General features: G+C 48.8%; 25 protein-coding genes. 16 read left to right on the top strand and 9 right to left on the bottom strand.

The genetic code is table 11. The annotated features are described in order from the left end of the window. Positions 1-16 precede the first annotated feature (16 nt). Genes NQS30_RS12080 through NQS30_RS12060 form a run of 5 tightly spaced genes read left to right on the top strand, consistent with a single transcriptional unit; the run spans position 17 to position 4780 of the window. Positions 17-808: an amino acid ABC transporter substrate-binding protein gene (locus NQS30_RS12080; protein ID WP_012116791.1), complete on the top strand. Its 792-nt coding sequence runs from the start codon at positions 17-19 to the stop codon at positions 806-808. Positions 809-830: 22 nt separating this feature from the next. Next, positions 831-1505: an amino acid ABC transporter permease gene (locus NQS30_RS12075; RefSeq protein ID WP_007410261.1), complete on the top strand. Its 675-nt coding sequence runs from the start codon at positions 831-833 to the stop codon at positions 1503-1505. 13 nt (positions 1506-1518) lie between these two features. Further along, entirely contained in the window at positions 1519-2268 is a 750-nt protein-coding gene (locus NQS30_RS12070) for an amino acid ABC transporter ATP-binding protein (protein WP_012116792.1), read from the top strand. Positions 2269-2285: 17 nt separating this feature from the next. Beyond that, positions 2286-3437 carry a M20 peptidase aminoacylase family protein gene (locus NQS30_RS12065; RefSeq protein WP_124692595.1) on the top strand — a complete coding sequence of 384 codons (1152 nt, stop codon included), beginning with the start codon at positions 2286-2288 and terminating at the stop codon, positions 3435-3437. Next, positions 3434-4780 (top strand): MmgE/PrpD family protein, encoded by a 1347-nt coding sequence (locus NQS30_RS12060; protein WP_218791485.1) that lies wholly within the window; start codon positions 3434-3436, stop codon positions 4778-4780. Before NQS30_RS12065 ends, NQS30_RS12060 begins: the two co-directional genes overlap by 4 nt. A gap of 103 nt (positions 4781-4883) precedes the next feature. On the opposite strand, the gene NQS30_RS12055 is transcribed toward NQS30_RS12060, so the two are convergent. Then, entirely contained in the window at positions 4884-5567 is a 684-nt protein-coding gene (locus NQS30_RS12055) for an ABC transporter ATP-binding protein (RefSeq protein WP_099566393.1), read from the bottom strand. A gap of 14 nt (positions 5568-5581) precedes the next feature. Beyond that, the gene (locus NQS30_RS12050) at positions 5582-7018 is read right to left on the bottom strand and encodes an ABC transporter permease (protein ID WP_218791486.1); all 1437 of its coding nucleotides are present in this window, start codon (positions 7016-7018) and stop codon (positions 5582-5584) included. Positions 7019-7230: 212 nt separating this feature from the next. Between NQS30_RS12050 and yclJ the strand changes: the two genes are divergently transcribed. The 4 genes from yclJ to phrC all read left to right on the top strand — a co-directional run bounded on the left by yclJ (position 7231) and on the right by phrC (position 10738). After that, positions 7231-7914 (top strand): two-component system response regulator YclJ, encoded by a 684-nt coding sequence (yclJ, locus tag NQS30_RS12045; RefSeq protein ID WP_007410267.1) that lies wholly within the window; start codon positions 7231-7233, stop codon positions 7912-7914. Next, the gene (yclK, locus tag NQS30_RS12040; RefSeq protein ID WP_162492834.1) at positions 7901-9334 is read left to right on the top strand and encodes a two-component system sensor histidine kinase YclK; all 1434 of its coding nucleotides are present in this window, start codon (positions 7901-7903) and stop codon (positions 9332-9334) included. Before yclJ ends, yclK begins: the two co-directional genes overlap by 14 nt. Positions 9335-9486: 152 nt before the next feature. Then, entirely contained in the window at positions 9487-10635 is a 1149-nt protein-coding gene (locus NQS30_RS12035; RefSeq protein ID WP_007410270.1) for a Rap family tetratricopeptide repeat protein, read from the top strand. Continuing rightward, positions 10619-10738, top strand: coding sequence for a phosphatase RapC inhibitor PhrC (gene phrC / locus NQS30_RS12030; RefSeq protein ID WP_033575081.1), 120 nt, complete (start codon positions 10619-10621; stop codon positions 10736-10738). Before NQS30_RS12035 ends, phrC begins: the two co-directional genes overlap by 17 nt. A 148-nt stretch (positions 10739-10886) precedes the next feature. Here the strand turns inward: phrC and NQS30_RS12025 are convergent, their stop codons facing one another. Together NQS30_RS12025 and NQS30_RS12020 are read right to left on the bottom strand one after the other, a co-directional pair. Next, positions 10887-10997, bottom strand: coding sequence for a YjcZ family sporulation protein (locus tag NQS30_RS12025; protein WP_369719092.1), 111 nt, complete (start codon positions 10995-10997; stop codon positions 10887-10889). A 79-nt stretch (positions 10998-11076) separates the two neighbouring features. Next, on the bottom strand, positions 11077-12441 hold the full coding sequence (locus NQS30_RS12020) for an aspartate kinase (protein ID WP_052827044.1): 1365 nt from the start codon (positions 12439-12441) through the stop codon (positions 11077-11079). Positions 12442-12854: 413 nt separating this feature from the next. On the opposite strand from NQS30_RS12020, the gene NQS30_RS12015 reads away from it, so the two are divergent. From NQS30_RS12015 to NQS30_RS12000, 4 genes are read left to right on the top strand one after another with little or no spacing between them, the layout of a single operon-like run. After that, the gene (locus tag NQS30_RS12015) at positions 12855-13808 is read left to right on the top strand and encodes an ABC transporter permease (RefSeq protein WP_012116802.1); all 954 of its coding nucleotides are present in this window, start codon (positions 12855-12857) and stop codon (positions 13806-13808) included. Then, positions 13798-14745: an iron chelate uptake ABC transporter family permease subunit gene (locus NQS30_RS12010; protein WP_007410274.1), complete on the top strand. Its 948-nt coding sequence runs from the start codon at positions 13798-13800 to the stop codon at positions 14743-14745. Before NQS30_RS12015 ends, NQS30_RS12010 begins: the two co-directional genes overlap by 11 nt. Continuing rightward, positions 14739-15497: an iron ABC transporter ATP-binding protein gene (locus NQS30_RS12005; protein ID WP_003156330.1), complete on the top strand. Its 759-nt coding sequence runs from the start codon at positions 14739-14741 to the stop codon at positions 15495-15497. The genes NQS30_RS12010 and NQS30_RS12005 overlap by 7 nt, the downstream gene beginning before the upstream one ends. A 21-nt stretch (positions 15498-15518) precedes the next feature. Then, positions 15519-16463: a siderophore ABC transporter substrate-binding protein gene (locus NQS30_RS12000; RefSeq protein WP_218791487.1), complete on the top strand. Its 945-nt coding sequence runs from the start codon at positions 15519-15521 to the stop codon at positions 16461-16463. 41 nt (positions 16464-16504) lie between these two features. Here the strand turns inward: NQS30_RS12000 and NQS30_RS11995 are convergent, their stop codons facing one another. From NQS30_RS11995 to NQS30_RS11980, 4 genes are all read right to left on the bottom strand, one after another. Further along, positions 16505-17929, bottom strand: coding sequence for an MDR family MFS transporter (locus NQS30_RS11995; RefSeq protein WP_218791488.1), 1425 nt, complete (start codon positions 17927-17929; stop codon positions 16505-16507). 17 nt (positions 17930-17946) lie between these two features. Then, a complete protein-coding gene (locus tag NQS30_RS11990; RefSeq protein WP_218791489.1) occupies positions 17947-18822 on the bottom strand; it encodes a TetR/AcrR family transcriptional regulator in 876 nt (291 codons plus the stop codon). A 160-nt stretch (positions 18823-18982) separates the two neighbouring features. Beyond that, positions 18983-19729 carry an oxygen-insensitive NADPH nitroreductase gene (gene nfsA / locus NQS30_RS11985; RefSeq protein ID WP_025284232.1) on the bottom strand — a complete coding sequence of 249 codons (747 nt, stop codon included), beginning with the start codon at positions 19727-19729 and terminating at the stop codon, positions 18983-18985. Positions 19730-19745: 16 nt separating this feature from the next. Continuing rightward, positions 19746-20033 (bottom strand): putative quinol monooxygenase, encoded by a 288-nt coding sequence (locus NQS30_RS11980; protein ID WP_003156323.1) that lies wholly within the window; start codon positions 20031-20033, stop codon positions 19746-19748. 141 nt (positions 20034-20174) lie between these two features. Here NQS30_RS11980 and NQS30_RS11975 point away from each other — a divergent pair, with 141 nt between their 5' ends. Continuing rightward, positions 20175-20489: an ArsR/SmtB family transcription factor gene (locus tag NQS30_RS11975; protein WP_012116810.1), complete on the top strand. Its 315-nt coding sequence runs from the start codon at positions 20175-20177 to the stop codon at positions 20487-20489. 27 nt (positions 20490-20516) lie between these two features. On the opposite strand, the gene gabR is transcribed toward NQS30_RS11975, so the two are convergent. After that, positions 20517-21926 carry a MocR-like transcriptional regulator GabR gene (gene gabR / locus NQS30_RS11970; RefSeq protein ID WP_099566396.1) on the bottom strand — a complete coding sequence of 470 codons (1410 nt, stop codon included), beginning with the start codon at positions 21924-21926 and terminating at the stop codon, positions 20517-20519. A gap of 107 nt (positions 21927-22033) precedes the next feature. On the opposite strand from gabR, the gene gabT reads away from it, so the two are divergent. Next, complete coding sequence (gabT, locus tag NQS30_RS11965) at positions 22034-23341, top strand: 4-aminobutyrate--2-oxoglutarate transaminase (RefSeq protein ID WP_023356706.1); 1308 nt, start codon at positions 22034-22036, stop codon at positions 23339-23341. Between the two features lie 105 nt (positions 23342-23446). Next, complete coding sequence (gabD, locus tag NQS30_RS11960; protein ID WP_007410282.1) at positions 23447-24835, top strand: succinate-semialdehyde dehydrogenase; 1389 nt, start codon at positions 23447-23449, stop codon at positions 24833-24835. The last annotated feature ends 27 nt before the right edge of the window (positions 24836-24862 follow it).

Here is a 24862-nt window from a genome sequence, read left to right as displayed (position 1 = left end):
AAAAGGCGGGATTTTAATGAAGAAGAAAACATGGGCTTTGCTGCTGTCTGCCGCGCTTTTGGCGGTCTTATCAGCATGCGGAAACGGAAAAGAAAGCGAAGGCGGCGATAATGTATTGCATGTCGGCGCCACGGGACAAAGCTATCCGTTCGCATATAAAGAAAACGGCAAGCTGACCGGCTTTGACGTGGATGTCATGGAAGCCGTCGCGAAAAAAATCAACATGAAACTGGACTGGAAGCTGCTTGAATTCAGCGGTCTGATGGGAGAGCTCCAGACCGGCAAACTCGACACCATCTCTAACCAGGTCGCTGTCACGGACGAACGCAAGAAAACGTATAACTTCACAGAACCGTATTCGTATGCGGGCACTCAAATCGTCGTCAAAAACGATAACAAAGACATCAAATCAGTCAACGATCTAAAAGGAAAAACAGTGGCGGCCGTTCTGGGCTCAAACCACGCGAAAAACCTTGAGAGCAAGGACCCGGATAAAAAAATCAACATGAAAACATATGAAACACAAGAAGGCACGCTGAAAGACGTGGCTTACGGACGGGTTGACGCTTATGTAAACAGCCGCAGCGTCCTGATCGCCCAGATCAAAAAGACCGGTCTGCCTCTGAAATTAGCAGGAGACCCGATTGTCTATGAAAAAGTCGCTTTCCCGTTTGCGAAAGATGCGGCTCACGATAAAATCCGCAAAAAAGTAAACAAAGCCATTGAAGACCTGCGAAAAGACGGCACGCTGAAAAAGCTGTCTGAAAAGTACTTTAAAGAAGATATCACAACAGAAGCAAAGCATTAAGAAACGGCGGTGAAAATCGAGAATGAACAGCATTGATTGGGGATTTATGTTTTCAGCTTTTCCCGCGTTAATCGAAGCCTTGCCGATCACATTACTAATGGCCGTTGCGGCCATGGTATTTGCCGTGATCGGCGGCCTTATATTAGCGCTTATCACAAAAAATCGTGTTCCTGTGCTTCACCAGCTGTCAAAGGTGTATATTTCATTTTTCCGGGGCGTGCCGACGCTTGTCCAGCTTTTCTTAATTTATTACGGCCTGCCTCAGCTGTTTCCCGGAATGAGCAAGATGACGGCGTTAACCGCGGCGATTATCGGGTTAAGCCTGAAGAATGCCGCCTACTTGGCTGAAATCTTCCGCGCGGCGCTCAACTCAGTCGATGAGGGGCAGCTTGAAGCCTGTCTGTCTGTCGGAATGACAAAATCCCAGGCGTACAGACGAATCATTTTCCCGCAAGCCGTCAGAAACGCGCTTCCCGCGACGGGAAATACGTTTATCGGCCTGTTAAAAGAAACATCGCTCGCCTTTACATTAGGAGTGATGGAAATGTTCGCCCAAGGAAAAATGTATGCATCAGGCAACCTCAAATATTTTGAGACGTATTTAGCCGTCGCGGTCATGTACTGGATTCTTACGATTATTTACAGTGTGCTGCAGGATCTGCTCGAACGGGCGATCAGCAAGCCTTATCGCACATAGGAGGAGGCTCAGGATGATACAAGTCAGACATATTCGAAAAGCATTTAAAGACCTTACCGTACTTGACGGGATCGATCTTGAGATCAAAAGCGGCGAAGTCACGGCCATCATCGGCCCGTCAGGCTCGGGAAAATCAACGCTCCTCCGTTGTTTGAATCTGCTGGAGCGCCCGGATGACGGCATCATTGAAATCGGTGATGCAAAGCTGAATGCAGCGTCCTATTCGCGCAAAGACGTTCATAAGCTTCGCCAGCAGACGGCGATGGTGTTTCAGAATTACAACCTGTTCAAAAACAAAACCGCCCTGCAAAATGTGACAGAGGCGCTGATCACCGCGCAAAAGAAACCGAGAAAAGAAGCGGAACAGATCGGTATGGATCTGCTGCGGCAAGTCGGTTTAGAACACAAAGCGGACAGCTACCCGATTACGATGTCAGGCGGACAGCAGCAGCGGATCGGGATTGCGCGCGCCTTGGCCGTTGATCCCCACGCGATTTTACTGGATGAACCGACTTCGGCCCTTGACCCTGAGCTTGTAGCCGGGGTGCTCCAAGTCATCAAATCAATTGCCGAAAAACAGACAACCATGATCATCGTCACGCATGAGATGGCTTTTGCTCGTGAAGTGGCCGACAAGGTCATATTTATGGCGGACGGACGCATCATCGAACAGGGAACGCCGGAAGAGCTGTTTGACAATCCGCAGAACGAACGGACGAAAAAATTTATTAAGCAAGTGGGAGAGCCCGCCGAACTTGTCTAAGAAGGGAAGAAGAAGAAATGGCAAATGAAACGTATGAATCATTAAACAAACGTTTAATCAATATCCGCCGCGACCTTCATGAACACCCTGAGCTGTCAGGCGAGGAATACGAAACGACGAATAAAATCCGCCGCTGGCTGGAGGAAGAAGGAGTTACGGTTCTTGATATGCCGAAACTTCAAACCGGAGTGATTGCTGAAATCAAAGGAGACAAAAGCGGCCCCGTCATCGCCGTCAGAGCGGACATCGACGCACTGCCGATCGAAGAGAATACAAACCTTCCGTTTGCTTCGCGAAACAGCGGCGTGATGCACGCCTGCGGCCATGATTTCCATACGGCATCTATCCTCGGCACGGCTTTTTTATTAAATGAGAGAAAGCATGAGCTGAAAGGAACGGTGCGGTTTATTTTTCAGCCCGCGGAAGAAATCGCCGCCGGAGCAAGACAGGTCATTGAAGCCGGCGCGCTTGACGGTGTATCGGCGATATTCGGCATGCATAACAAACCTGACCTCCCCGTCGGCACGGTCGGTCTGAAAGAAGGCCCGCTGATGGCGAGTGTCGACCGCTTTGAAATCACTGTTAAAGGAAAAGGCGGCCACGCCGGAATCCCTGATAACAGCATTGATCCGATTCAGGCGGCAGGACAGATTATCGGCGGCCTGCAATCAGTTGTCAGCAGAAATATCAGCTCGCTTCATAATGCCGTCGTCAGCATCACAAGAGTTCAAGGCGGCAGCTCTTGGAATGTCATCCCGGACCATGTTGAAATGGAAGGCACCGTCCGGACGTTTCAAAAAGAAGCGCGTGACGCTGTTCCGAAACATATGAAGCGGGTTGCCGAAGGAATCGCAGCCGGATTCGGGGCAGAGGCTGATTTCCGCTGGTATCCTTACCTTCCGTCAGTGATGAACGACGCCCGTTTCATACAGGCGGCGGAACAAACGGCTGAAAGCCTCGGGCTTCAGACCGTTCGGGCAGAACAGTCGCCCGGCGGGGAAGACTTCGCATTATATCAAGAAAAAATCCCCGGCTTCTTCGTCTGGATGGGAACAAACGGAACAGAAGAATGGCACCATCCCGCCTTCACACTCGACGAAAAAGCGCTCCCGGCAGCGGCTGAGTTTTTCGCCCGGCTTGCCGTCAACGTATTGGAGCAGACGGAATGAATACGGAAAATCTGACGGCCGGGCTTGCTCAGGCCGTCATGTCGTCTGTGCCGGAAACATCCGCTGAAGCGATGAAAGAAGCGCGCAAAGGACTGCTTGATTTTACAGCGGCAGCTTTTGCGGGGAGACGGGATAAAGGAGTTGAAAAGCTGGTAAAACTGGCCGAAGAAGAAGGCGGGGTGCCGATAGCGCCGCTTATCGGCAGAAATCAAAAAACCACGCCGTCCCAATCCGCGCTCATTAACGGATTCATCGCACATGCGCTTGATTTTGACGATGTTCATTCTGATGTAAGAGGACATCCGAGCGCAGTCATCCTTCCGGCTTTGATTGCAGCCGCATCAGCCGGCCGGATAGACAAAAGCCGTTTTCTCGGTGCTTATGTGACGGGAATTGAAGTGATGGCGCGGCTCGGCGAGTCAGCTGGAAGGCATCATTACGAGAAAGGCTGGCACAATACAGGAACGTTAGGTGCCATTGCGGCCGCATGCGCCGTCGGATTCGCGGAGAATCTGAATCAAACCCAATTGCAGACGGCGATCGGGTTTGCGGCTGCCCGCTCCGGAGGCATGAGAGTGCAATTCGGGACAGAAATGAAGCCGCTCCACGCCGGACTGGCCGCTCAAGCCGGATTGTTCGCCGTAAAGCTTGCAAAGGCCGGTTTCGGCGGCTCAGTTCATGCGCTCGACGGGGAGAAAGGTTTTTTTGGACTGTACGGCGATTTTGAACGGGCAGAAACCCTGCTTGTAAACAGGTGGGGAAACCCTTGGCGGATTGTGAGCCCGGGACTTTGGTTTAAGGTTTATCCGTTTTGCTCGGCGGCTCATCATGCGGCGGACGCCATTCTCAAGCTGAAGGCCGAACATGGTCTCACTTTCGGCCAAACGGAACGGATCGACGTGATTTATCCGCCGGGCGGTGACGCTGCATTGACAGAACGGCGTCCGAAAACAGGCGAAGCGGGAAGATTCAGCGTGGAATATGTGATCACCTTGGCTTTGCACGGTAAGGATTTTTCAGTTGAACATTTCACATCCGAGCCGATTCCGGAATCCCTTCAAAAAGGATTTGAGCGGATTCACCGCAGCTGCGATGATCAAATTCAGCCGGCTGACAACGCCGTTCCGAAGGGCCGTTTTACAATTGTACGGGTCACGGCTTCCAGCGGTCATGTTTATGAAACACGTATCGACTGTCCGAAGGGAGCGCCGGGAAACGGTCTTTCTGAAAAAGACATTGAAGACAAACTCCGGCTCGCTTTACCGGGAGAAGAGAAAAAGGCGGAAGAATTGATCAAAGCAGCCGGACAATCAAATATGGACCGTTATTTACAGCTGATATAAATAAAAAGAGCGGGGGGATGCAGCCCTCGCTCTTTTTACGTTCACTTCTATTGAATAGGGGGATATAGGGTGCGCCCCTGTCTGCGCTGGCAGGGGCGCGGTATCAGGAAACGGCCGTGCCGTTTTCTTTAACCGTGAAACTTCCTCTTGATAAGCGGATGTTGATATCCGAAACTTTGGCAATTTGTTCGTCGTGCGTAACCATGATGACGCATTTGCCGTCTTTATGCGCCAGATCCTGAAAGAGCCGGACGATTTCCTTTGACGTATCCTCGTCGAGATTTCCCGTCGGCTCGTCCGCGCAAATCAAATCCGTGTTACAGCAGAAAGCCCGCGCAATTGAAACGCGCTGCTGCTGTCCGCCGCTTAATGTCAGCACCCGCTGACGGGCCTGCTGTTCGGTGATGCCGACTTTTTTCAGCATGCTGAGCGCGAACGCATCTTTGTTGTTCTCCTTAGAGTCGGTGATCTCCATCGCCGTTGTGACATTCTGGAGCGCCGTCATATACGGGATCAGATGATAAGATTGAAAGACGATAGAGACATATTGATTTCTGAATTTGGTTAATCCGATTTTGGAGATGTCTTTTCCGTTATAAAGGATGCTTCCCTCTTTAGGTGTGTCAAGGCCGCCCGCCAGAGACAGAAACGTTGTTTTCCCCGTTCCGGAGGCGCCGACAATTGTATAAAACTTCCCTTTTTCAAAGCTGATTGTTATATCCTGAAACAGCGGCTGTGATTTCTCTTGGTACCAGTAGCCGGTCTGTTGAAAGGTTAATAGGCTCATTATGCTGCCTCCTCTTACTCCTGCTTGGTCAGGATCGTTTTAGGGTGAAGCCGCATGACTGATACAGACGGCAGTAATGTGGCGATGACGGCAATTGCGACGCCAATCCCGCCAAGAATCAGAAGGTCATTCAGTGAGACGTTTACCTGCATTGTACTGATGACATCCGCGCCGGATGAATGCTGACCGAACAAGCCGCCTCCCCGCGGCATTTCTCCGCCGCCCCAGCCGCTTGTTTGCTGCTGTGAATCATTGGCTGAGCTGACCTGCTGGGAAAGAAGCTGATTTCCGAGCTGATTCGCCACAAGGCTGCCCGTGACGGATGCGATCCCGATGGCAATAACGGCGACAACCAGAATTTCCGTTAAGAATTGTCCGATGAGCTTCCAGCGCTTTTCGCCGATCGCCATCAAGACACCCATTTCATACTTGCGTTCCCTGATCGACATCATCACGATCAACCCGAGAATGACCGCGCCCGCGATGGATACAAGGTATACCACGTTTTTAGAAAATGACGCGACATTTTCAATCGGGCCGGCCATTTGCTGATACACCTGATCATTTGTCGTCAGCGCGTAGGTTTTATCATCTATAGATGTTTTTTTCGCAGCCGCAACGAATGAGTCAATATATTTGGCATCATCCATATAATAAACGGCTGAGCTGATTTTGTTTTTGTTATCAGACCCTTTTAACGCCTCCGCGGCGGTGTAAGGCGTATAGATTTTATTGTCAGGATTTAAGAATGAAAAATGCTGTGCCTGATCGTCTCCTGATGATGTTGTTTTATAGATTCCCACAATTTTAAGCTTCGTTTTCACAGAATCATCCGCTGCTGAGGAAACGGTAATGGAGCCGCCGACCTTCAGCTTGTTTTGATCTGCCAGCGTTTCATTAATCACGGCGACTTTTGCGTCCGCATCTGTCTTTGTGATGGCGCGGCCGTCAGTGATTTTTGAGCTCCCGCCTGTGAAATCATCAAGCAATGCCGTAGAGAGCACGCCTTCGATCGAGATATCAGCTGAAATCATCTGTCTTCCGCCGCCTTGAAAACGGCCGGCGCCGGAACTGTTATCGGCTGATTCGCCTGAGCTTTTTATCGCATCAAAGCTTTCTGCATTTGCTGACGCTGTCGTGAGGAAGTTGTAATTTTTAACATGCTGTAAAGATGTAAGCTTCTTGGCATCTGAGACGGAAATCGGCGTTGATTCAAACGTCCTCTTTTCACCGTCTTTTTGCTGCTGCGCCATTTGCTTTTGGCGGTCAGCCTGGAGTGTGACGCTCCCGCCGAGCTGCTGCCTTGCCAGTTCGCTTGATTTCTTTGCTGCTGACTGGATCGTAAGACCGGACAGGACAAAAATGCAAATCACTGAAAACACAACCAGCTGCAAAAATGTTTTTCCCTTTTTTGCCTTCATGCTCCAAAAGGCTCTTTTTATAAAGTTCATGTCTGTTCCTCCGTGTGGGTGTCAGATCTTGTAAAACCGGCCTTCTTTAGCACCGGCCATCCGATATGTATATAGTAGGAGAAATGTATGAAAAAAATATGAACAAACTATTTCCGGATGATGAAATAAAAACTAACAATTGTGAAACCCGAAAACACCCGGGTAAAATGGTGCTATTATAAGAAAAAGCGTGAAGATAAGCGGAGGAACCAATGAAGATATTAATGATAGAAGACAATATAAGCGTATGCACCATGACGGAAATGTTCTTTTTTAAAGAAGGATTTGAAGCCGAATTTGTCCATGACGGAGTGGAAGGCTATCAGCGTTTCACGGAAGAGGACTGGGATTTGGTCATTCTGGACATTATGCTTCCATCAATGGACGGAGTGACGATCTGCCGGAAAATAAGAGAGACGAGCAGTGTGCCGATTATTATGCTGACCGCAAAGGACACGGAGTCTGATCAGGTGATCGGGTTTGAAATGGGAGCCGACGACTATGTCACCAAGCCGTTCAGCCCGCTGACACTAGTAGCGCGGATTAAAGCGGTGATCAGAAGATACCGGGCGACGGGGCAGGCCGTTAAAAGCGACGACTTGATCGAAACGGCGTGTTTTTCAATCAATAAGAAGACGCGGGAAGTGTTTCTGCACGGAAAACCTGTCGAGAATCTGACGCCGAAGGAATTCGATCTGCTCTTTTATCTCGCACAAAACCCGCGCCAGGTTTTTTCGAGAGAGCAGCTGCTTGAGCAGGTGTGGGGCTATCAATTTTACGGCGATGAACGTACGGTTGATGTTCATATTAAACGGCTGCGCAAAAAACTGTCCAGTGAGGAAAAACCGTTTTTATACACGGTGTGGGGGGTAGGATACAAATTTGATGAGGATTAAATACTTATATCAGCTGCTGTTAAGCCATGTCAGCATTTTGATTTTGGCCTTTTTCATCATCATTTCCCTGTTTTCGCACTTTGTGAAAGATTTTGCGTATCAAAATAAAGTGGATGAGCTGTCTTCTTACGCGCAGCAGATCACTAGTGAGCTGAACGGCCGCGATCTTGATCTGCGCCGCCTGTATCCGTATCAGGACATGTTAAAAACGCGCGAGACCAGGTTTATTATTTTTGATGAACATCAGCGCCCTTACTTTTTTCCTGACGATATGCCGCCGCGCGAGAAGCTGAAAAGTAAAGAGTGGCACATGCTGAAGCAAGGGAAAACCGTTCAGATCAGAGCGGAGATGAACCGTTTTAATACGGAAGGCTTGGAAGTATCGCTTGTCGCAAAACCGCTTTTTATCAACGATCAATTTAAAGGCGCGGTGCTGCTCGTGTCTCCCGTCAGAGGGGTCGAGCAGATGATCAGCCAGGTCAACCGCTATATGATTTACGCGATCATCAGCACCCTTATCATCACGATTCTGCTGAGCTGGCTTTTATCTAAATTTCACGTCAAGCGGATTCAGACATTGCGGGATGCGACCGGAAAAGTGGCATCCGGTGATTACGATATTTCGCTCAAGAACAGCGGCGGCGATGAAATCGGCATGCTGGCGTCCGATTTCAACATCATGGCCAAAAATCTGAAGCAATCGAGAGAGCAGATTGACCGCCTTGAAAAACGGAGGCGCCAATTTATCGCCGATGTCTCCCATGAGCTGAGAACGCCTTTGACGACCATTAACGGACTTGTGGAGGGGCTTAACAGCAACACCATCCCGGAAAAAGATAAAGAGAAATGCTTCTCGCTGATCAGCGAAGAAACGAAGCGGATGCTCAGGCTCGTGAAAGAAAACCTGGATTATGAAAAAATCAGATCCCAGCAAATCAAACTGGACAAGCTCAGTCTGCCGCTCATCGAGGTGTTTGAAATTATTAAAGAGCATCTCAATCAGCAGGCGGAGGAAAAACAAAATCAGCTGCGGATTCAAGTGGAGGATGGCGTCAAAGTATTCGCCGATTATGACAGGCTGATCCAGATTCTCGTCAACATCACGAAAAACAGCATTCAATTTACGCAAAAGGGAGACATCACGCTGCGCGGGTATGAAGGCTATAAAGAAACGGTGATTGAAATCGAAGACACCGGGATCGGCATCTCCAAAGAGGAAATTGAACATATATGGGAGCGGTTTTATAAGGCGGACGTGTCCCGGACGAATACGGCATACGGCGAATACGGACTCGGCCTTTCCATCGTCAGGCAGCTCGTCGAAATGCACAAGGGCACGATAGATATTGACAGCGAAAAAGGAAAAGGCACGACCTTTACAATCCGCCTTCCGCTGAATACGAAACATGAATCATCTTGAAACCGGCGGTCCCGTCTGGCCGCCGTCTGTTTTATCTCCACTCGGAAAATTGCGCTCTGCCGAAACAAAGTTTGCGTGTTTTTCGGGATGGAAAGAGACGGAAACGTGATAAAATAACTGGTAAACAGGTCTTGGATGGGGAGGGTGAAGGAATGAAGAGCGGGTTAATTCCTTCTTCAGCAGTCGGGCAGAAAATTAACGAGTGGTATCGATACATCAGAACATTCAGCGTGCCGGATGCGGAGATCTTGAAGGCCGAGATCAAACAAGAGCTTGACCATATGGAGCCTGATTCGAACTTAGTGCTTTATTATTCCCTCATGGAATTTCGCCATCAGCTGATGCTGGACTACTTGGAGCCGCTGGAAAAACTGAAGATAGAAGACCAGCCGACCCTGTCGGAAATTCTTGATAACATTGATAACAGCCAGGCCGGCCTCAAAGGGCTTCTCGATTATTACGTCAACTTTTTCAAAGGCATGTTTGAATTTGATAAAAGAGAATTTATCTCAGCGATTACATATTATAAACAAGCTGAGAAAAAACTGGCCTTCGTATCGGACCACGTGGAACGGGCGGAGTTTTATTTTAAAGTGGCCGAAGCTTATTATCATATGAAACAAACGTATTTTTCTTTGATACATATAAAAAACGCTTATGAAATTTACGTAGAGCAGGACACATATAACGTCCGGATCATTCAATGCCATTTTGTATTCGGCGTCAATTTAATGGATGAAAGGCGCTTTGAACAGGCGGCCAAACATTTTCAGCACGCTCTGCAAATGGCCGAAAAAGAACAAAAAGCGCAGCTTGTCGGGAGGGCGCTGTATAACCTCGGACTGTGCTACTACAATCAGGACCGCATCGGCGAAGCGATTCCGTACTTTGAACGGGCGGTCGATACATTTGAATCACAAAGAATCGTCAATTCTCTTCCTCAAGCATATTTTCTAATCACACTCATTTACTTTAAACTCGGAAAAAAAGAAAAAGCGTCGGAATATCACAAGCGGGGATATGAATATGCTAAAGAAACAGACGATCCCGTTTACACGGTAAAATTCGAATGGCTGCAGGCTCTGTATCAGGCGAAACCGGATGAGGAAACAATCAGTGCGTGTTTCCGTTACCTGGAAGATAAAAATTTATACGCCGATATAGAGGATTTAGCACTAGAAGCAGCTAAATATTACTATGAACAAAATTGCTTTAAAATTTCTTCTGACTATTTTCTGAAAGTCGAAGAGGCAAGGAAACAAATACAAAGGAGTGAGGGTTTGTATGAAATTGAAATCTAAATGGTTTGTTATTTGTTTAGCAGCCGCCGCGATTTTTACAGTGACAGGTGCAGGCCAGACAGATCAGGCTGACTTCCATGTAGCTGAAAGAGGAATGACGTGAGAAGAAAATAGCCTGAACAAAGGAAAAGACTGCCTGGGAATGTTCCCGGCAGTCTTTTTTTGCGCGGCCGGACTCGGACAGCGGCGGAAAACAAAAGAAAACGCCGCAGGTCAAAACCCGCAGCGTCCTCATATAGACGGAGTGATGCTTAGAAGCCGCCAACATAGGCAGTACCTACAATAACCAACAGGATAAATAAAACAACGATCAAAGCGAAAGAGCTGATTCCAGAATATCCTGACATGAGCTTCACCTCCATATTGTCTATACCATACAATATGTAAAAGAAGCTGCTTTGTAAGGGATATTAGTGGACAAGAGAAAAAAGAGGCGGTGTCCTATGAGAGTAAGACTCCGGCGAAAAATTCGTCATACAGTGCCCGCACCGCGTGTTTTTCCTGTTCTTCTTTCACTCCGAACATCATGCTGACTTCCGATGACCCTTGATTGATCATCTCGATGTTGACGCCGGCTTCCGACAGTGCTTTGGATGCCCTGGCGGTTGTGCCGACATTATGGCGCATCGCTTCCCCGACGACCATAATCAGCGCCAGATTGTGCCTGACTGTGACTTCATCTGCTTGAAGTTCCTGCTTCAGACGGGTGACGAGCCTGTGTTCCAGTTCTGAGTCCATCTGATTGTGCCGAAGGATGATCGTGATGTCGTCAATGCCGGATGGAACGTGTTCATACGTCAATCCTTCTTCCTCCAAAATGTGAAGGGCTTTGCGGCCGAAACCGATTTCCCGGTTCATTAAATATTTGCTTATGTAAATGCTGCAAAAGCCCGTGTCGCTTGCGATGCCGATGACTGGCCCGTTCGTATTGTCACGGCTGCTGACGACGCGTGTTCCTTTCGCATCCGGATTATTCGTATTCTTAATTTGAACGGGGATGCCGGCCCGAAATGCGGGAATCAGCGCTTCATCATGAAAAACGGAAAATCCGGCATAGGAGAGCTCACGCATTTCCCGATACGTCAGTTCGTTAATTTCTTTCGGATGCCGCACGATTGACGGGTTGACGGAATAGACGGCATCCACATCAGTAAAGTTTTCGTACAGGTCGGCTTTTAAGCCGCTGGCGAGAATGGAGCCGGTAATATCAGAACCGCTCCGGGAAAACGTCACAATCTCATGCTCCTTCGTGTAACCGAAAAATCCCGGAAAAATGATCAAGCCTTCACGGTTTCTCAGACGGTACAAATGACCATAAGACTCAGGGAGCACCTGCGCGCTTCCGGGTTCATCCGTCACAAACAGCCCCGCTTCTTTCGGACTTACGTATTCCGCTTTCACGCCCTGCCGTCGGAAGTAGGCTGCGATCAGCTTCGCGTTGTTGTCCTCGCCGCTCGCCTTCACCGCATCCATATATTGTTCGGGATTGGTTTTACAGCTGTTTAAAAGAGCGAATAGGTCACTGCGGATTCTTTCTATAATAGAGAAATCCAGGTTCAGCTCACGCGCGATGGCGGCGTACCGTTCAATGACCGTTTCGGCAAGCTCGGGCGCTGCACCTTTTTGCAAATAATGCTCCGCACAGCGGATTAACAGATCCGTCACCTTTGTATCGTCCGAGAAGCGTTTTCCCGGTGCCGATACGACGACGGCTTTCCGCGCGGGATCAGCCGTCACGATTTGAAACACTTTCTCAAGCTGGGCTCCTGACGCAAGAGAGCTGCCTCCGAATTTTACAACTTTCATGATTTACATCCCCTAATATTTAAATTTTCTCACAAATTTAATTTTTATTATCTCTCTTTCAAACATGTAAATCAAGGATTTTTTCTACGTGAGAAGAACATTTGTATTTTCGTGGAGGAATTTTGCCGCTGTTTGTCAGATTTGTTTCCCTCAAGCGTGTCATCATGTGCAAAAAATGATAAGCAGCCAAATGTAGGTTATAGAAAATCCTGCAAATTCTTGATAGACTGATTGTAAGACAATTTAGTGTACGGCCCGCGGATGACCGCTTTTGAAAGCAAAACTGTATTGACTGCGCTTGGAAAGATGATAAGATTATAATTGTCGTTGATAATGATAATCATTACGAGTGGGATATATGGGAGTTGTTTGGCAATCAGTCATACCGTTTGTGATGGGTGCAGGGAGGCAGCATGAAGCTACGTTACTTACTTTTGCTACTGGCGGTTTTGGCGTGTACTTCTATATTTATCGGTGTAGAAGATTTGTCGCCGCTGGATATTTTTCATTTAAATAAAGAACAGGCGGGTACATTGTTTGACAGCCGGCTGCCGCGTTTGGTGAGCATTATCATCGCCGGCATGAGCCTGAGCATCTGCGGATTAATCATGCAGCAGATCAGCCGGAATAAATTTGTATCGCCGACGACTGCGGGAACGATGGATTGGGCAAGGCTCGGAATCTTGATTTCATTAATGCTTTTTACGTCAGCGAGTCCGCTTGTGAAAATGTCTATCGCTTTCGTTTTCGCGTTGGCGGGAAATTTCCTTTTCATGAAAATCCTCGAGAGAATCAAGTTCAATGATGCGATTTTTATTCCTCTCGTCGGTTTAATGCTTGGGAACATCGTCAGTTCAGTCGCCACGTTTATCGCATATAAATATGACCTGATCCAAAACCTGTCGTCTTGGCTGCAGGGAGATTTCTCACTGGTCGTCAAAGGCCGGTATGAGCTTTTATATCTGAGTATCCCGCTTTTGATCATCGCTTATGTGTATGCGGATAAATTTACGGTGGCGGGAATGGGAGAGAGCTTTTCCGTCAATCTCGGCCTGAAATACAAACGCGTCGTTAATATCGGTCTGATTATCGTGTCGCTCATCGCTTCACTGGTGATCCTGACCGTCGGGATGCTGCCGTTTCTCGGTTTGATCATTCCCAATATGGTGTCGATTTACAAAGGGGACAACCTGAGGAGCAGCCTGCCTCACACCGCTCTGCTGGGCGCTGTTTTTGTGCTGTTTTGCGACATTTTGGGAAGGGTGATCATCTTCCCGTACGAAATTTCCATCGGCCTGATGGTCGGTGTTATCGGCAGCGGCATCTTCCTGTATATGCTGTTAAGGAGAAAAGCATATGAGTCATAATAAAAAAATTACGCTGCTGGCGGCGCTCGCCATGATATGTATCGGATTCTTCCTGTTCTACGGACTGGGCAATTGGGAATACTCCCTGCCGAGACGATGCTTCAAAGTGCTTGCCATGATGCTCACCGGAGGAGCGATCGCGTTTTCAACGGTCATCTTCCAGACGATTACAAATAACCGCATACTGACACCGGGCATTTTAGGCCTCGATTCCCTGTATATGCTCATTCAGACCGTCATCGTGTTCCTGTTCGGTTCAATGAATATCGTCATGATGAACAAAAATCTTAATTTCGTCATCTCCGTCGGGCTGATGGTGCTCTTGTCACTCGTTTTGTATCAGCTCATGTTTAAAGGCGAGGGGCGGAACGTGTTTTTCCTTCTGCTTGTCGGCGTCGTGTTCGGGACGCTGTTCAACAGTCTGTCATCCTTTATGCAGATGCTGATTGATCCGAATGAGTTCCAGGTTGTTCAGGACAAAATGTTTGCCAGTTTTAACAATATCAATACCGATCTTTTAGGGTTTGCCGGTGCTGTCTTTCTTCTGACGGGCATTTATGTCTGGCGGTTCACGCGGTTTTTTGACGTGCTGTCGCTCGGCAGGGAGCACGCCGTCAACCTGGGGATTGATTACGATAAGCTTGTGAAACAGATGCTCATTGTCGTTGCCATTCTTGTGTCTGTCTCTACGGCTCTTGTCGGGCCGATTATGTTTTTAGGACTGCTTGTCGTCAATCTGGCGAGAGAGTTTTTAAAAACCTACAGGCACACGTATTTAATCGCGGGTTCTGTCCTGATCAGCATCGTCGCGCTCGTCGGGGGCCAGTTCGTCGTGGAGAAAGTGTTCACGTTTTCCACGACGCTGAGCGTCATCATTAATTTTGCCGGCGGGATTTATTTTATCTATCTGCTGTTAAAGGAGAATAAATCATGGTAGAGGTCAAAAATGTAAGCAAACAATACGGAGGGAAAACCGTCCTTGAGAAAACGTCTCTATCCATTCAAAAGGGCAGGCTCACCTCATTTATCGGTCCGAACGGCGCGGGAAAAAGCACGCTGCTGTCTATCATGAGCCGGCTGATTAAGACGGATTCCGGGGAAATCACGGTCGACGGGCAAGAGATCGGTGCCTGTAAAAGCAACGATCTGGCAAAAAAAATCAGCATCCTGAAGCAGACGAACCAAATCAATATCAGGCTGACGATTAAAGACCTGGTCAGCTTCGGCAGATTTCCGTATTCCCAGGGGAAACTGACGGATGAAGATTGGGTGCATATCAACCAGGCACTCAGTTATATGAAGCTGGATGACTTAAAGGATAAATATCTCGATCAGCTCAGCGGAGGCCAGTGCCAGAGGGCGTTTATCGCGATGATCATCGCTCAGGATACGGACTATATTTTTCTCGATGAGCCGCTGAACAATTTAGATATGAAGCATTCCGTTGAAATGATGAAGCTGTTGAAGCGGCTTGTGGAAGACTTCGGAAAAACGGTCGTCGTAGTGATTCACGATATCAACTTCGCATCCGTATATTCAGACCATATCGTCGCACTGAAAAACGGCCGGATCGTCAAAGAAGGGCCGGCGGAGGAGATCATTGAAACCTCCGTGCTTGAAGATATTTATGATATGACCATCCCGATTCAAGAGATTGACAGTCAGCGGATCGGTGTGTACTTTTCTTAAAAACCAGATGAGGTGAAAGTCATGAAAAAATTCGCGCTGCTATTCATTGCGCTCGTTACGATTTTTGTTGTTTCTGCATGCGGAAACGGGGACAAAACATCAGGCAAATCAAAAGAAACAATCACAATCAAAGATGACCTGAACAAAGAAGGCGTCAAAGTGCCGAAGAATCCGAAAAAAGTCGTCGTATTCAACTTCGGAATGCTGGACACGATGGATGAACTCGGTTTACAGGATCATGTGGCGGGACTTCCGAAACAAAACCTTCCAAAATACTTATCTTCATATAAAAGTGATAAATACGCCAATACAGGCGGTTTAAAAGAACCGGATTTTGAAAAAGTCGCGGATATTGATCCGGATTTAATCATTATCGCCCACAGACAATCTGATTCTTTTAAAGAGTTCTCAAAAATCGCTCCGACGATTTATCTTGATGATGACTATACAAACTACGTTGACAGATTCAAGCACAACACCGAAGTGATCGGCAAAATCTTTAACAAAGAAAATGAAGTGAAAGATAAGCTTGCGATAATTGACAAATCCATTGCGGATCTGAAGAAAAAGACAAGCAGCACGGATAAAAACGGGTTAGTGGTGATGGCGAACGACGGCAAAATCAGCGCGTTCGGATCTAAATCAAGATACGGCTTCATTCATGATGTGTTCGGCGTCAAACCGGCTGACAAAAACATCGAAGCCTCATTGCACGGACAAAGCATTTCCTATGAATATATCGCCAAAACAAACCCTGATTACATGTTTGTCGTTGACCGCGGAACAGCGATCGGCACAAAATCTTCAACAAAACAAGTGGTTGAAAATGATTATGTAAAATCGGTGAAAGCCGTGAAAAACAACCATGTTGTCTACCTTGATTCAGCTACATGGTATTTATCAGGAGGCGGCCTGGAATCCATGGCACAAATGGTGAAAGAAGTTAAAGACGGAATCGAGAAGTAAAAAAAGAACCCGGTCACATACGTGATCGGGTTCTTTTTGGTTTACCGCGTAACGGCCTGCTGCTGCTCGGGCTGACGCGTTTTTTTCTTCAATATAAAAGATAGGAGGAAGCCGGCCAGCGCGATGCAGGCGGCTACGACAAATGCCGCATTCATGCCGTGCAGGGCGGCGTTTGCCGGAGTTGTCGCATTTGCGTGCGCGGCCTGGCTGCTCATCACGGAAACTAGCAGCGCCGTACCGATAGAACCGCCGACTTGGCGGACGGTATTGTTCATGGCTGTGCCGTGCGGAATTAAGTGGCGCGGCAGGGCGTTGATACCCGCTGTCGTCACCGGCATCATAATCATGGCTGTTCCCAAAAGCCGCGCGGTATAAACGACGACAATCCAAATGAGAGACGTCGAGTCCGTCAGATTCATAAACGGCAGGGACGTGAGCAGGATGATGAAGAATCCGGTCATCGCAAGGCCCTTTCCGCCGATTTTGTCAAACACCCGGCCGATAAACGGAGACATCATCCCCATCACAATCGCGCCCGGCAAAAGCATTAATCCGGTATCAAACGCGGTTACGCCCCGGACTTTTTGCGTGTAAAGCGGGAGAATGGTTTCCGTTCCGATCAGCAGCGCGAAAACAAGCGTTCCGAGCAGGGTGGTCAGGCTGAAAATCCCGAAAGAAAACACGCGGAATTCCAGCATCGGTTTTTTGAGCTTCATCTGTCTTGCGATAAAGAAAATCAGCGCGACCGCTCCGACAAGCAGCGAAGTCAGCACTTCAGCACTGGTCCACCCTGATGAACCGGCGCTTGAGAAGCCGTAAAGCAGACCGCCGAATCCGAGGGTCGATAAGACCACGGATAAAATATCAATCTGTGTTTCTCGTAATGTCGTGACGTTTTTCATCAGAATAATCGCTAAAAGCAAATCGATGACTGCGATCGGGAAGATGATATAAAACAAAGACCGCCAAGAGAATGCTTCGACCGCCCATCCGGAAAGCGTCGGGCCGATCGCCGGCGCGAACGAAATAACTAAGCCGACCATACCCATGGCGCGGCCGCGCTTTTCCATCGGGAAAATCGTGAGAAATACCGTCTGCATGAGCGGCAGCATAATTCCGGCACCGGCCGCCTGGATAATCCGGGCCGTCAAGAGCACCGGAAAGTTCGGTGCGAATGCGCCGACAATGGTGCCCGCCGTGAAAATACTCATGGCGGAAATCAAGAGGGTGCGGCTTGTGAATTTCTCTATTAAAAACGCGGTAATCGGAATCAAAATCCCGTTCGTCAGCATAAACGATGTTGTCAGCCATTGCGCTTTGTTGGCGTCTATATTGAAGTCATTCATAATGTGCGGCAGCGCCGTGATAAGCAGTGTCTGGTTCAAAATGGCGACGAACGCTCCCGCCAAAAGAATCCCGACAATGACAGAGCGGTTGTATGGTGCAGTTTTAATACTCTTATTCAAGCTGATTCCTTCTTTCTTTATAGTTTGAGCAATGTTTTAACGGCTGCAAGCGGCTGGTGCAGCGGTCCGGCCTGCTCCAAATAACCGATGAGCGCTTTGATGAGAAAATCCCGCGGCTGTTTGTCCGCTGATTCTTTCTCCAGCATAGCCGCCGCGGAAGCGAGTCCTGCGGCGTCATATTTTTCCTCCGGAAGGGCTGAGACGGCTTCTTTCAGTTCCTTCAGGCTTTCAGCCAGCAATACGGTTTTGTCTTTCGGCTCAAATGAGGTAGCGGAGGCGATATAAAGGTCAATCATCTCCTGAGGCAAAGCGGTTTCGGTTGTCCTGTTTTCGACGATGAGATTGAGGTGGCGGATGATAAACTCCGTGAGCGGCTCCAGGGCGAGCGGTTCTTTTTCCAGCTTAATCAGCGTGATGCATTCTCTCAGGAGCCCCTGCAGGACGATCACCAGCTCCCATACATAAGGAATAATGTCTTCGCCGTACGTCTGAATCAGTGAATCGCGATGCCAGCAGATAAAGGTGGAGCGGGCCCTGTGAATATGCCGTTTTACCCGCTCATTAATGGAAGAGGGGCTTCCGTACATCAGCATATTAAAAAACTGCTGATTGCGCCTGAAGCCTTCAAGCTCAGCCATCAGTTTTTTGGCAAACCGTTCCTCAGGGGAGAGGCTTGTTTCTTCATTCAATAATGAAGCGGCGGCTACCATCTGTTTCTGGTTAAAGTCGAGCAGCTCCAACAGCAGGTCTTCCTTTGATTCAAACAGCTTATATAAAGACGCTTTGGAGACTTTGCACTCCTCTGCGATCGCCTGCATCGAAACCGACGAAAAGCTTTTCCCGGAAAAAAGCTTCCTTGCCGCCAGCAGAATATCCGTTTTCTTATCATTCATAAGCCCAGATTCCTTCTTTCGTCACAATAGAAAACCCATCGGTTCACAGAAAACCAATGAGTATATGATGAAAATATTAACAAAAATTTTTACACAGTGTCAACGCTTTTGTTTGAGAAACAGAAAAAACCTGCCGGAGTGTTCCGGCAGGCTGATCCGCTTATTTATCCGTCTTAAACCCTTGTTTTTCAAGCATTTCACGAATGTGAGGATAATAAAGCTGCTTATAGTAGGAGGTGATGCCTTGTGACCAGTTTCTCGTTTCCTGTCCGTCGGTGCGTTTTTTCATGTATTCGGACATCTGCTTGTCATAGGCCTCGATATGTGTTCTTAAATCTTCTTCTTGATACGTTTCATGATGCAGAACGGCTGCTTGCGGCAGACGAGGTTTTTTCGCGGAGCGGTCTGCCGGATGGCCGATGACGAGACCGGAAACCGGGAAAACGTATTTCGGGAGTTTCAGCAATTCAATGAGTTCGTCCGGCTTGCCGCGCACGGCGCCGATCGGCACAGTGCCGAGTCCCATTGATTCAGCCGCAGCCGTTGCCGTACCCAGCGCAATCCCGACATCTACGGCTCCGACTAAGACGGACTCTAAACCGTTCGTGATCTCAAGCGGTGTATCATTATACTCTTCAAGCGCAATTTTGGCGCGGTTAAAATCAGCGCAGAATAAAAGGAAAACCGGCGCTTGGTCAATCCACGGCTGGCCGCCAGCCAATTCGGATATTTTTTTCTTCCGCTCCTTATCTTTCACCGCAATAACGGTAAATTGCTGGCCGTTAATGGAAGTGGGCGCTGCCTGAGCGGCTTGGATGATAAGGTCCAGCTGTTCATCCGATACGGGTTCATCTGTGTAGCTGCGGATGGAACGGTGGTCTGTTAATAATTGAAGGACTTCGTTCATGTCATTCATCCTTTCGTTACTCTGACAGTTCTGTGCGGACGACGTCAAGCGGCGCACTCAGCACTTCTTTTGCTTTTGCCACGAATCCTTGGAAATGGTCAGTTGCGTTGTGGAATTTCATCGCTTCTTCATCTTTCCATTGTTCAAGCATGACGAATGTATTTTCCTCACCGACTTTTTCGAAAAGGTCGTATTGCACATTTCCTTCTTCTGCGCGTGAATGCTGAACAAGTGATTGCGCTTCTCCTAAAAATTCCTCGCGTTTATCCGCTTTTACTTTCATGTAAGCCTGTAAGACGATCATGGTTATTCCTCCTGATTGGGTTAATTTGTTATAGTTCGAATATTATCGAACTAACTGTAACATGTTTCGTTGCGAATGGTAAAGGAAAAACCCTCACCGCCTAAATTGTCACCCGCCGATGATCTGTGTTACATTTGACTCATGAACATTCCAAACCATCCTGAAACCGAACGCTTACAGCTGACAAAGGTTCTTCATGCTCTGAGTGATCCGCTCCGCTTAGAGCTGGTCAAACAATTGGCGGAAACAACAGAAAAAACGTGCGGAACCTGCGCTGATGTCCGGGTCGCTAAATCAACGCTGTCCCATCACTTCAAAGTGCTGCGGGAAGCGGGGATCGCCCAGGTGCGCATAGACGGGAAGCACCGCTATTATTCCCTGCGCAAAGATGATTTACAAGCGGCGTTTCCCGGCCTGCTGGAGGCGATTTTGCAGACAGAGCCGGACCGCTGGTAAATAAGTCCCCGAATTCCGGGGGTTTTTTTATGCGCCGAAAACCGCCCGGTAAAGCCTGTAGACGCCTTCTTGAATATCGCTCTCCTTCAGGCGGGCGAACCCCAGAATGAGCTGCGGTTTGTTTGAATCGCCTCCCGCTCTCAGACGGAACCGGCTCATCGCAAACAGATCGAGCTGTTCCGCATCCGCCCGTGCCAATATCTCTTTTTCTGAACGGGCGCAGTCAAACTCAGTGACAAAATGAAGCCCCGCATTGGCGCCCTTTACACTGATTCTTTCACCGAATGTTTCTTCCAAAGCCGAAATGAGGCGTTCCCGCATGTTCTTATAATGCTGCTTCATCTTTTTAATATGTTTCTGATATTCACCTGATTCGATAAATTCTTTCAGCGCGAGCTGGGCAAGCGTGCTGCACGTATGCAGGTCATACGTTCTCTCTTTGAAAGTCCGCAAAAGCCCGGGCGGCAGAACCATATAGCTGATGCGCAGACCTGGGAAAAGGGATTTTGAAAAGGTCCCCATGTAGATGACATTTTGAAACCGGTCAAGGCTTTGAAGCGCCGGTATCGTATCGGCGTCATATTTAAATTCACTGTCATAATCATCTTCAATGATGAAGCGGCCGTTCTGTTCGGCGGCCCAGTTTAAAAGCTGAATCCGCCGGGAAGCCGGCATGATCACGCCTGAGGGGAATTGATGGGAAGGCGTGGTGATCAATACAGAGGGCCGGCGTTTTTCGATTTCGTTCATGGACATGCCTTTTTCATCAAGGCTGATCGTCGCCGTCTTTTTCCCGAGGTTTTGCAGCAGCCGGTACATCCTCATATATCCCGGGTTCTCCATGGCGTAGAGCGCGTCTTTTGGCAGCAGTTCCGTCAGCAGCTGCACCAGCAATTGCGTGCCCGCTCCGAGCACGATTTGTTCCGGGCGGCATGTAACGCCCCTTGTCAGGGAAATAAGCCGCGAAATTGTTTCACGGACTTCATATAAACCTTGCGGATGGACGAGTTCTCCGAGTGTATGAAATGAACGGGCGGCTGCTTTCTGCTCACAGCGGAACCAGCTTTTCAGGGGGAAATGCGCCGTATCCACGCTCATATGAGAAAACGAAATCCAGCCGCTTTTATCCGTCTCCCGCTCTTTCAAATTATCAGGCAATGAGAGCGAAGGCGTTTCTTCATGATAAACCGTATCAATTTCCTCCACGAAAAAACCTTTTCTTTCGACTGCATATAAATAACCTTCCGAAAGCAGCTGCTGATAAGCTGAATTCACTGAATTTACGCTGACCTTCAGCGTCTCGGCAAGCTCCCGTTTAGACGGCACCTTTGTATGAGGCATCAGACTGCGCTTCAAAACGGCCGCTTTTATGTGCTGATAGATCTGCTGATAGATATAATCCGCCGTTTCCGAATGATCAATGGAAATCGTCAGCATCCAGACCATGCCCCTTTCTGATACCATGGATAAATTGATTTTGGTACTTTTCATCATACCAAAAAGAAGTCAGAATGATAAGAAAACAATGCAGGGGGATGGAATCTATGAGTCGAACAGCATCATCGGAAGTGACAACTGCCCAGTGGCAGCAAAAACGGGATCAATTCGTTTCCAAGGGGGTCGGCAACGGAAACCGCAGCATGGCGGTAAAAGGGGAAGGGGCGCTTTTGTACGATTTGGACGGCAGACGATTCATTGATTTTGCCGGAGCGATCGGAACGCTGAATGTCGGCCATTCCCATCCGAAAGTGGTGGAGGCCGTGAAGAAACAGGCGGAGGATCTGATTCACCCGGGATTTAACGTCATGATGTATCCGTCTTATATTGAGCTGGCCGAAAAACTTTGCGCCCTTGCGCCGGGAGATCATGCGAAAAAAGCGATTTTTCTCAATTCGGGGGCGGAAGCGGTGGAAAACGCCGTGAAAATCGCCAGAAAATACACGAAGCGCCAGGCTGTCGTGTCATTTACAAGAGGGTTCCACGGCCGCACGAACATGACGATGAGCATGACGAGCAAGGTGAAGCCTTATAAATTCGGTTTCGGCCCGTTTGCCTCAGAGGTGTATCAGGCGCCGTTTCCTTACTATTATCAAAAGCCGGCCGGCATGAGCGACGAGCAGTATGACGACTTTATCATCAGCGCTTTTGAGGATTTCTTTATCGCCGCAGTTGCACCGGAAACCGTCGCCTGTGTCGTCATGGAGCCGGTTCAGGGAGAAGGCGGCTTCATCATTCCGTCAAAACGTTTCGTCCAGCACGTCGCCGCTTTTTGTCAAAAACACGGCATCGTTTTTGTGGCGGATGAGATTCAGACCGGTTTTGCCAGAACGGGAACGTATTTTGCGATTGAACATTTCGGAGCCGTTCCTGATTTGATCACCGTTTCCAAATCACTTGCGGCCGGATTGCCGCTCAGCGGCGTCATCGGCCGGGCGGAAATGCTTGATGCCGCCGCGCCGGGGGAACTCGGGGGCACATATGCGGGAAGCCCGCTCGGCTGTGCGGCTGCGCTTGCGGTCTTGGATATTATTGAAGAAGAAGGGCTGAATCAGCGTTCCGAGGAGATCGGCCGGATCATCGAGCATCAAGCGCTCGAGTGGAAAAAAGAGCATGCCTGTATCGGAGAAGTGCGCAGACTCGGCGCGATGGCGGCCATCGAAATTGTCAAAGATCCGGACACGCGGGAACCGGACAAAGCAAAAGCCGCGGCGATCGCCAAAACGGCGAACGAGAACGGACTGCTGCTGCTGACGGCCGGCATTAACGGCAACATTATCAGATTCCTGACGCCGCTTGTCGTGACGGATGAGCAGCTCAAAGAAGGCCTTTCCATTATCGAAGCAGCTCTGTGAGTTCAATTATTGGAATGCCGGCGGATGTGTCTGCTATCATGAAAGTGTGAGATACATCAACTAGCATTCAATGGCTTTACTATAGCAGAGAAAGGAATGTTCAATATGCCAGAACAATTAACAGTGTACAACCCGGCAACGGGAGAGGCGATCGAAAGCATCCCCCAGCAGACGGCCGAAGATGTTGAAAAAGCGATTGAACGTTCACATCAAGCGTTTCAATCATGGTCCAAAACATCAGCGGGAGAACGTGCCTCACTTTTGCGAAAATGGTATGAGCTGATTGTTGAAAATAAAGAAGAACTTGCGGAATTAATTACGAAAGAAAACGGCAAACCGTACGAAGAAGCGGTCGGAGAAGTTTTATACGGCGCCGGCTATATTGAATGGTTCGCCGAAGAAGCAAAACGGATTTACGGCAGAACAGTACCTGCGCCGACAACGGGCAAACGGATTGTCGTCACCCGTCAGGCGGTCGGCCCGGTAGCCGCGATCACGCCGTGGAATTTCCCGAATGCGATGATTACAAGAAAAGCCGCGCCCGCTTTGGCGGCAGGCTGTACGTTCATCATCAAACCGGCGGAGGATACGCCGCTTTCCGCTTACGCCCTTGCGCGTCTCGCATATGAAGCGGGAATTCCGAAGGACGTGCTGCAAGTGGTGATCGGTGACGGAGCCGAAATCGGAAACGTCTTCACCAGCAGCCCGAAAATTCGCAAAATTACCTTTACCGGCTCAACGCCTGTCGGCAAAATCCTGATGAAAAACAGCGCCGACACCGTAAAACATATGTCAATGGAGCTTGGCGGACATGCGCCGCTGATCGTGGATGAAGACGCTGATCTTGATCTGGCGGTAGCTCAAACAATGGCCTCTAAATTCAGAAATGCCGGCCAAACCTGCGTCTGTGCGAACCGGCTGATCGTACACGAATCCGTAAAAGACGAGTTTGCGAAAAAACTGAGTGAAGAAGCTGCGAAACTCAAAGTCGGAAACGGTCTTGAAAAAGGCGTAAACGTCGGCCCTGTCATCAACAAAAAAGGCTTCGATAAAATCGTCGGCCAAATTAATGACGCCGTGGAAAAAGGCGCAAAAGTGCTGACGGGCGGAACGTATGACCAAAACGATGAAAAAGGCTGCTATTTCGTGACACCGACCGTGCTGTCAAATGTAGATACATCCATGAACATCATGCATGAAGAAACATTCGGCCCGGTTGCGCCGATCGTTACGTTCTCAGATATTGATGAAGCGATCAAGCTTGCGAACGATACGCCGTTCGGGCTTGCGGCTTATTTCTTCACAGAAAACTACCGCCGCGGCATCTATATTTCTGAACAGCTTGAATACGGCATCATCGGCTGGAATGACGGCGGTCCGTCCGCGGTTCAAGCGCCGTTCGGAGGAATGAAAGAAAGCGGCATCGGCCGTGAAGGCGGTACGGAAGGCATTGAGCCGTACCTGGAAACCAAGTACATGTCTATCGGACTTTAATCAGCCGAAAAGAAAGCCCCGCTTCTA

Source organism: Bacillus sp. B1(2022) (genome assembly GCF_040259625.1).
In the GTDB taxonomy this organism is placed as follows: domain Bacteria; phylum Bacillota; class Bacilli; order Bacillales; family Bacillaceae; genus Bacillus; species Bacillus velezensis.
The sequence above is the reverse complement of the archived record's forward strand: the minus strand, read 5'-3'. Positions and strand labels throughout refer to the sequence as shown.

Excerpts from the sequence above, each read along its gene's own strand:
- NQS30_RS12080 (WP_012116791.1), top strand. The coding sequence starts at position 17 with ATGAAGAAGAAAACATGGGCTTTGCTGCTGTCTGCCGCGCTTTTGGCG.
- NQS30_RS12075 (WP_007410261.1), top strand. The coding sequence starts at position 831 with ATGAACAGCATTGATTGGGGATTTATGTTTTCAGCTTTTCCCGCGTTA.
- NQS30_RS12070 (WP_012116792.1), top strand. The coding sequence starts at position 1,519 with ATGATACAAGTCAGACATATTCGAAAAGCATTTAAAGACCTTACCGTA.
- NQS30_RS12065 (WP_124692595.1), top strand. The coding sequence starts at position 2,286 with ATGGCAAATGAAACGTATGAATCATTAAACAAACGTTTAATCAATATC.
- NQS30_RS12060 (WP_218791485.1), top strand. The coding sequence starts at position 3,434 with ATGAATACGGAAAATCTGACGGCCGGGCTTGCTCAGGCCGTCATGTCG.
- NQS30_RS12055 (WP_099566393.1), bottom strand. The coding sequence starts at position 5,567 with ATGAGCCTATTAACCTTTCAACAGACCGGCTACTGGTACCAAGAGAAA.
- NQS30_RS12050 (WP_218791486.1), bottom strand. The coding sequence starts at position 7,018 with ATGAACTTTATAAAAAGAGCCTTTTGGAGCATGAAGGCAAAAAAGGGA.
- yclJ (WP_007410267.1), top strand. The coding sequence starts at position 7,231 with ATGAAGATATTAATGATAGAAGACAATATAAGCGTATGCACCATGACG.
- NQS30_RS12035 (WP_007410270.1), top strand. The coding sequence starts at position 9,487 with ATGAAGAGCGGGTTAATTCCTTCTTCAGCAGTCGGGCAGAAAATTAAC.
- phrC (WP_033575081.1), top strand. The coding sequence starts at position 10,619 with ATGAAATTGAAATCTAAATGGTTTGTTATTTGTTTAGCAGCCGCCGCG.
- NQS30_RS12025 (WP_369719092.1), bottom strand. The coding sequence starts at position 10,997 with ATGGAGGTGAAGCTCATGTCAGGATATTCTGGAATCAGCTCTTTCGCT.
- NQS30_RS12020 (WP_052827044.1), bottom strand. The coding sequence starts at position 12,441 with ATGAAAGTTGTAAAATTCGGAGGCAGCTCTCTTGCGTCAGGAGCCCAG.
- NQS30_RS12015 (WP_012116802.1), top strand. The coding sequence starts at position 12,855 with ATGAAGCTACGTTACTTACTTTTGCTACTGGCGGTTTTGGCGTGTACT.
- NQS30_RS12010 (WP_007410274.1), top strand. The coding sequence starts at position 13,798 with ATGAGTCATAATAAAAAAATTACGCTGCTGGCGGCGCTCGCCATGATA.
- NQS30_RS12005 (WP_003156330.1), top strand. The coding sequence starts at position 14,739 with ATGGTAGAGGTCAAAAATGTAAGCAAACAATACGGAGGGAAAACCGTC.
- NQS30_RS12000 (WP_218791487.1), top strand. The coding sequence starts at position 15,519 with ATGAAAAAATTCGCGCTGCTATTCATTGCGCTCGTTACGATTTTTGTT.
- NQS30_RS11990 (WP_218791489.1), bottom strand. The coding sequence starts at position 18,822 with ATGAATGATAAGAAAACGGATATTCTGCTGGCGGCAAGGAAGCTTTTT.
- nfsA (WP_025284232.1), bottom strand. The coding sequence starts at position 19,729 with ATGAACGAAGTCCTTCAATTATTAACAGACCACCGTTCCATCCGCAGC.
- NQS30_RS11980 (WP_003156323.1), bottom strand. The coding sequence starts at position 20,033 with ATGATCGTCTTACAGGCTTACATGAAAGTAAAAGCGGATAAACGCGAG.
- NQS30_RS11975 (WP_012116810.1), top strand. The coding sequence starts at position 20,175 with ATGAACATTCCAAACCATCCTGAAACCGAACGCTTACAGCTGACAAAG.
- gabR (WP_099566396.1), bottom strand. The coding sequence starts at position 21,926 with ATGCTGACGATTTCCATTGATCATTCGGAAACGGCGGATTATATCTAT.
- gabT (WP_023356706.1), top strand. The coding sequence starts at position 22,034 with ATGAGTCGAACAGCATCATCGGAAGTGACAACTGCCCAGTGGCAGCAA.
- gabD (WP_007410282.1), top strand. The coding sequence starts at position 23,447 with ATGCCAGAACAATTAACAGTGTACAACCCGGCAACGGGAGAGGCGATC.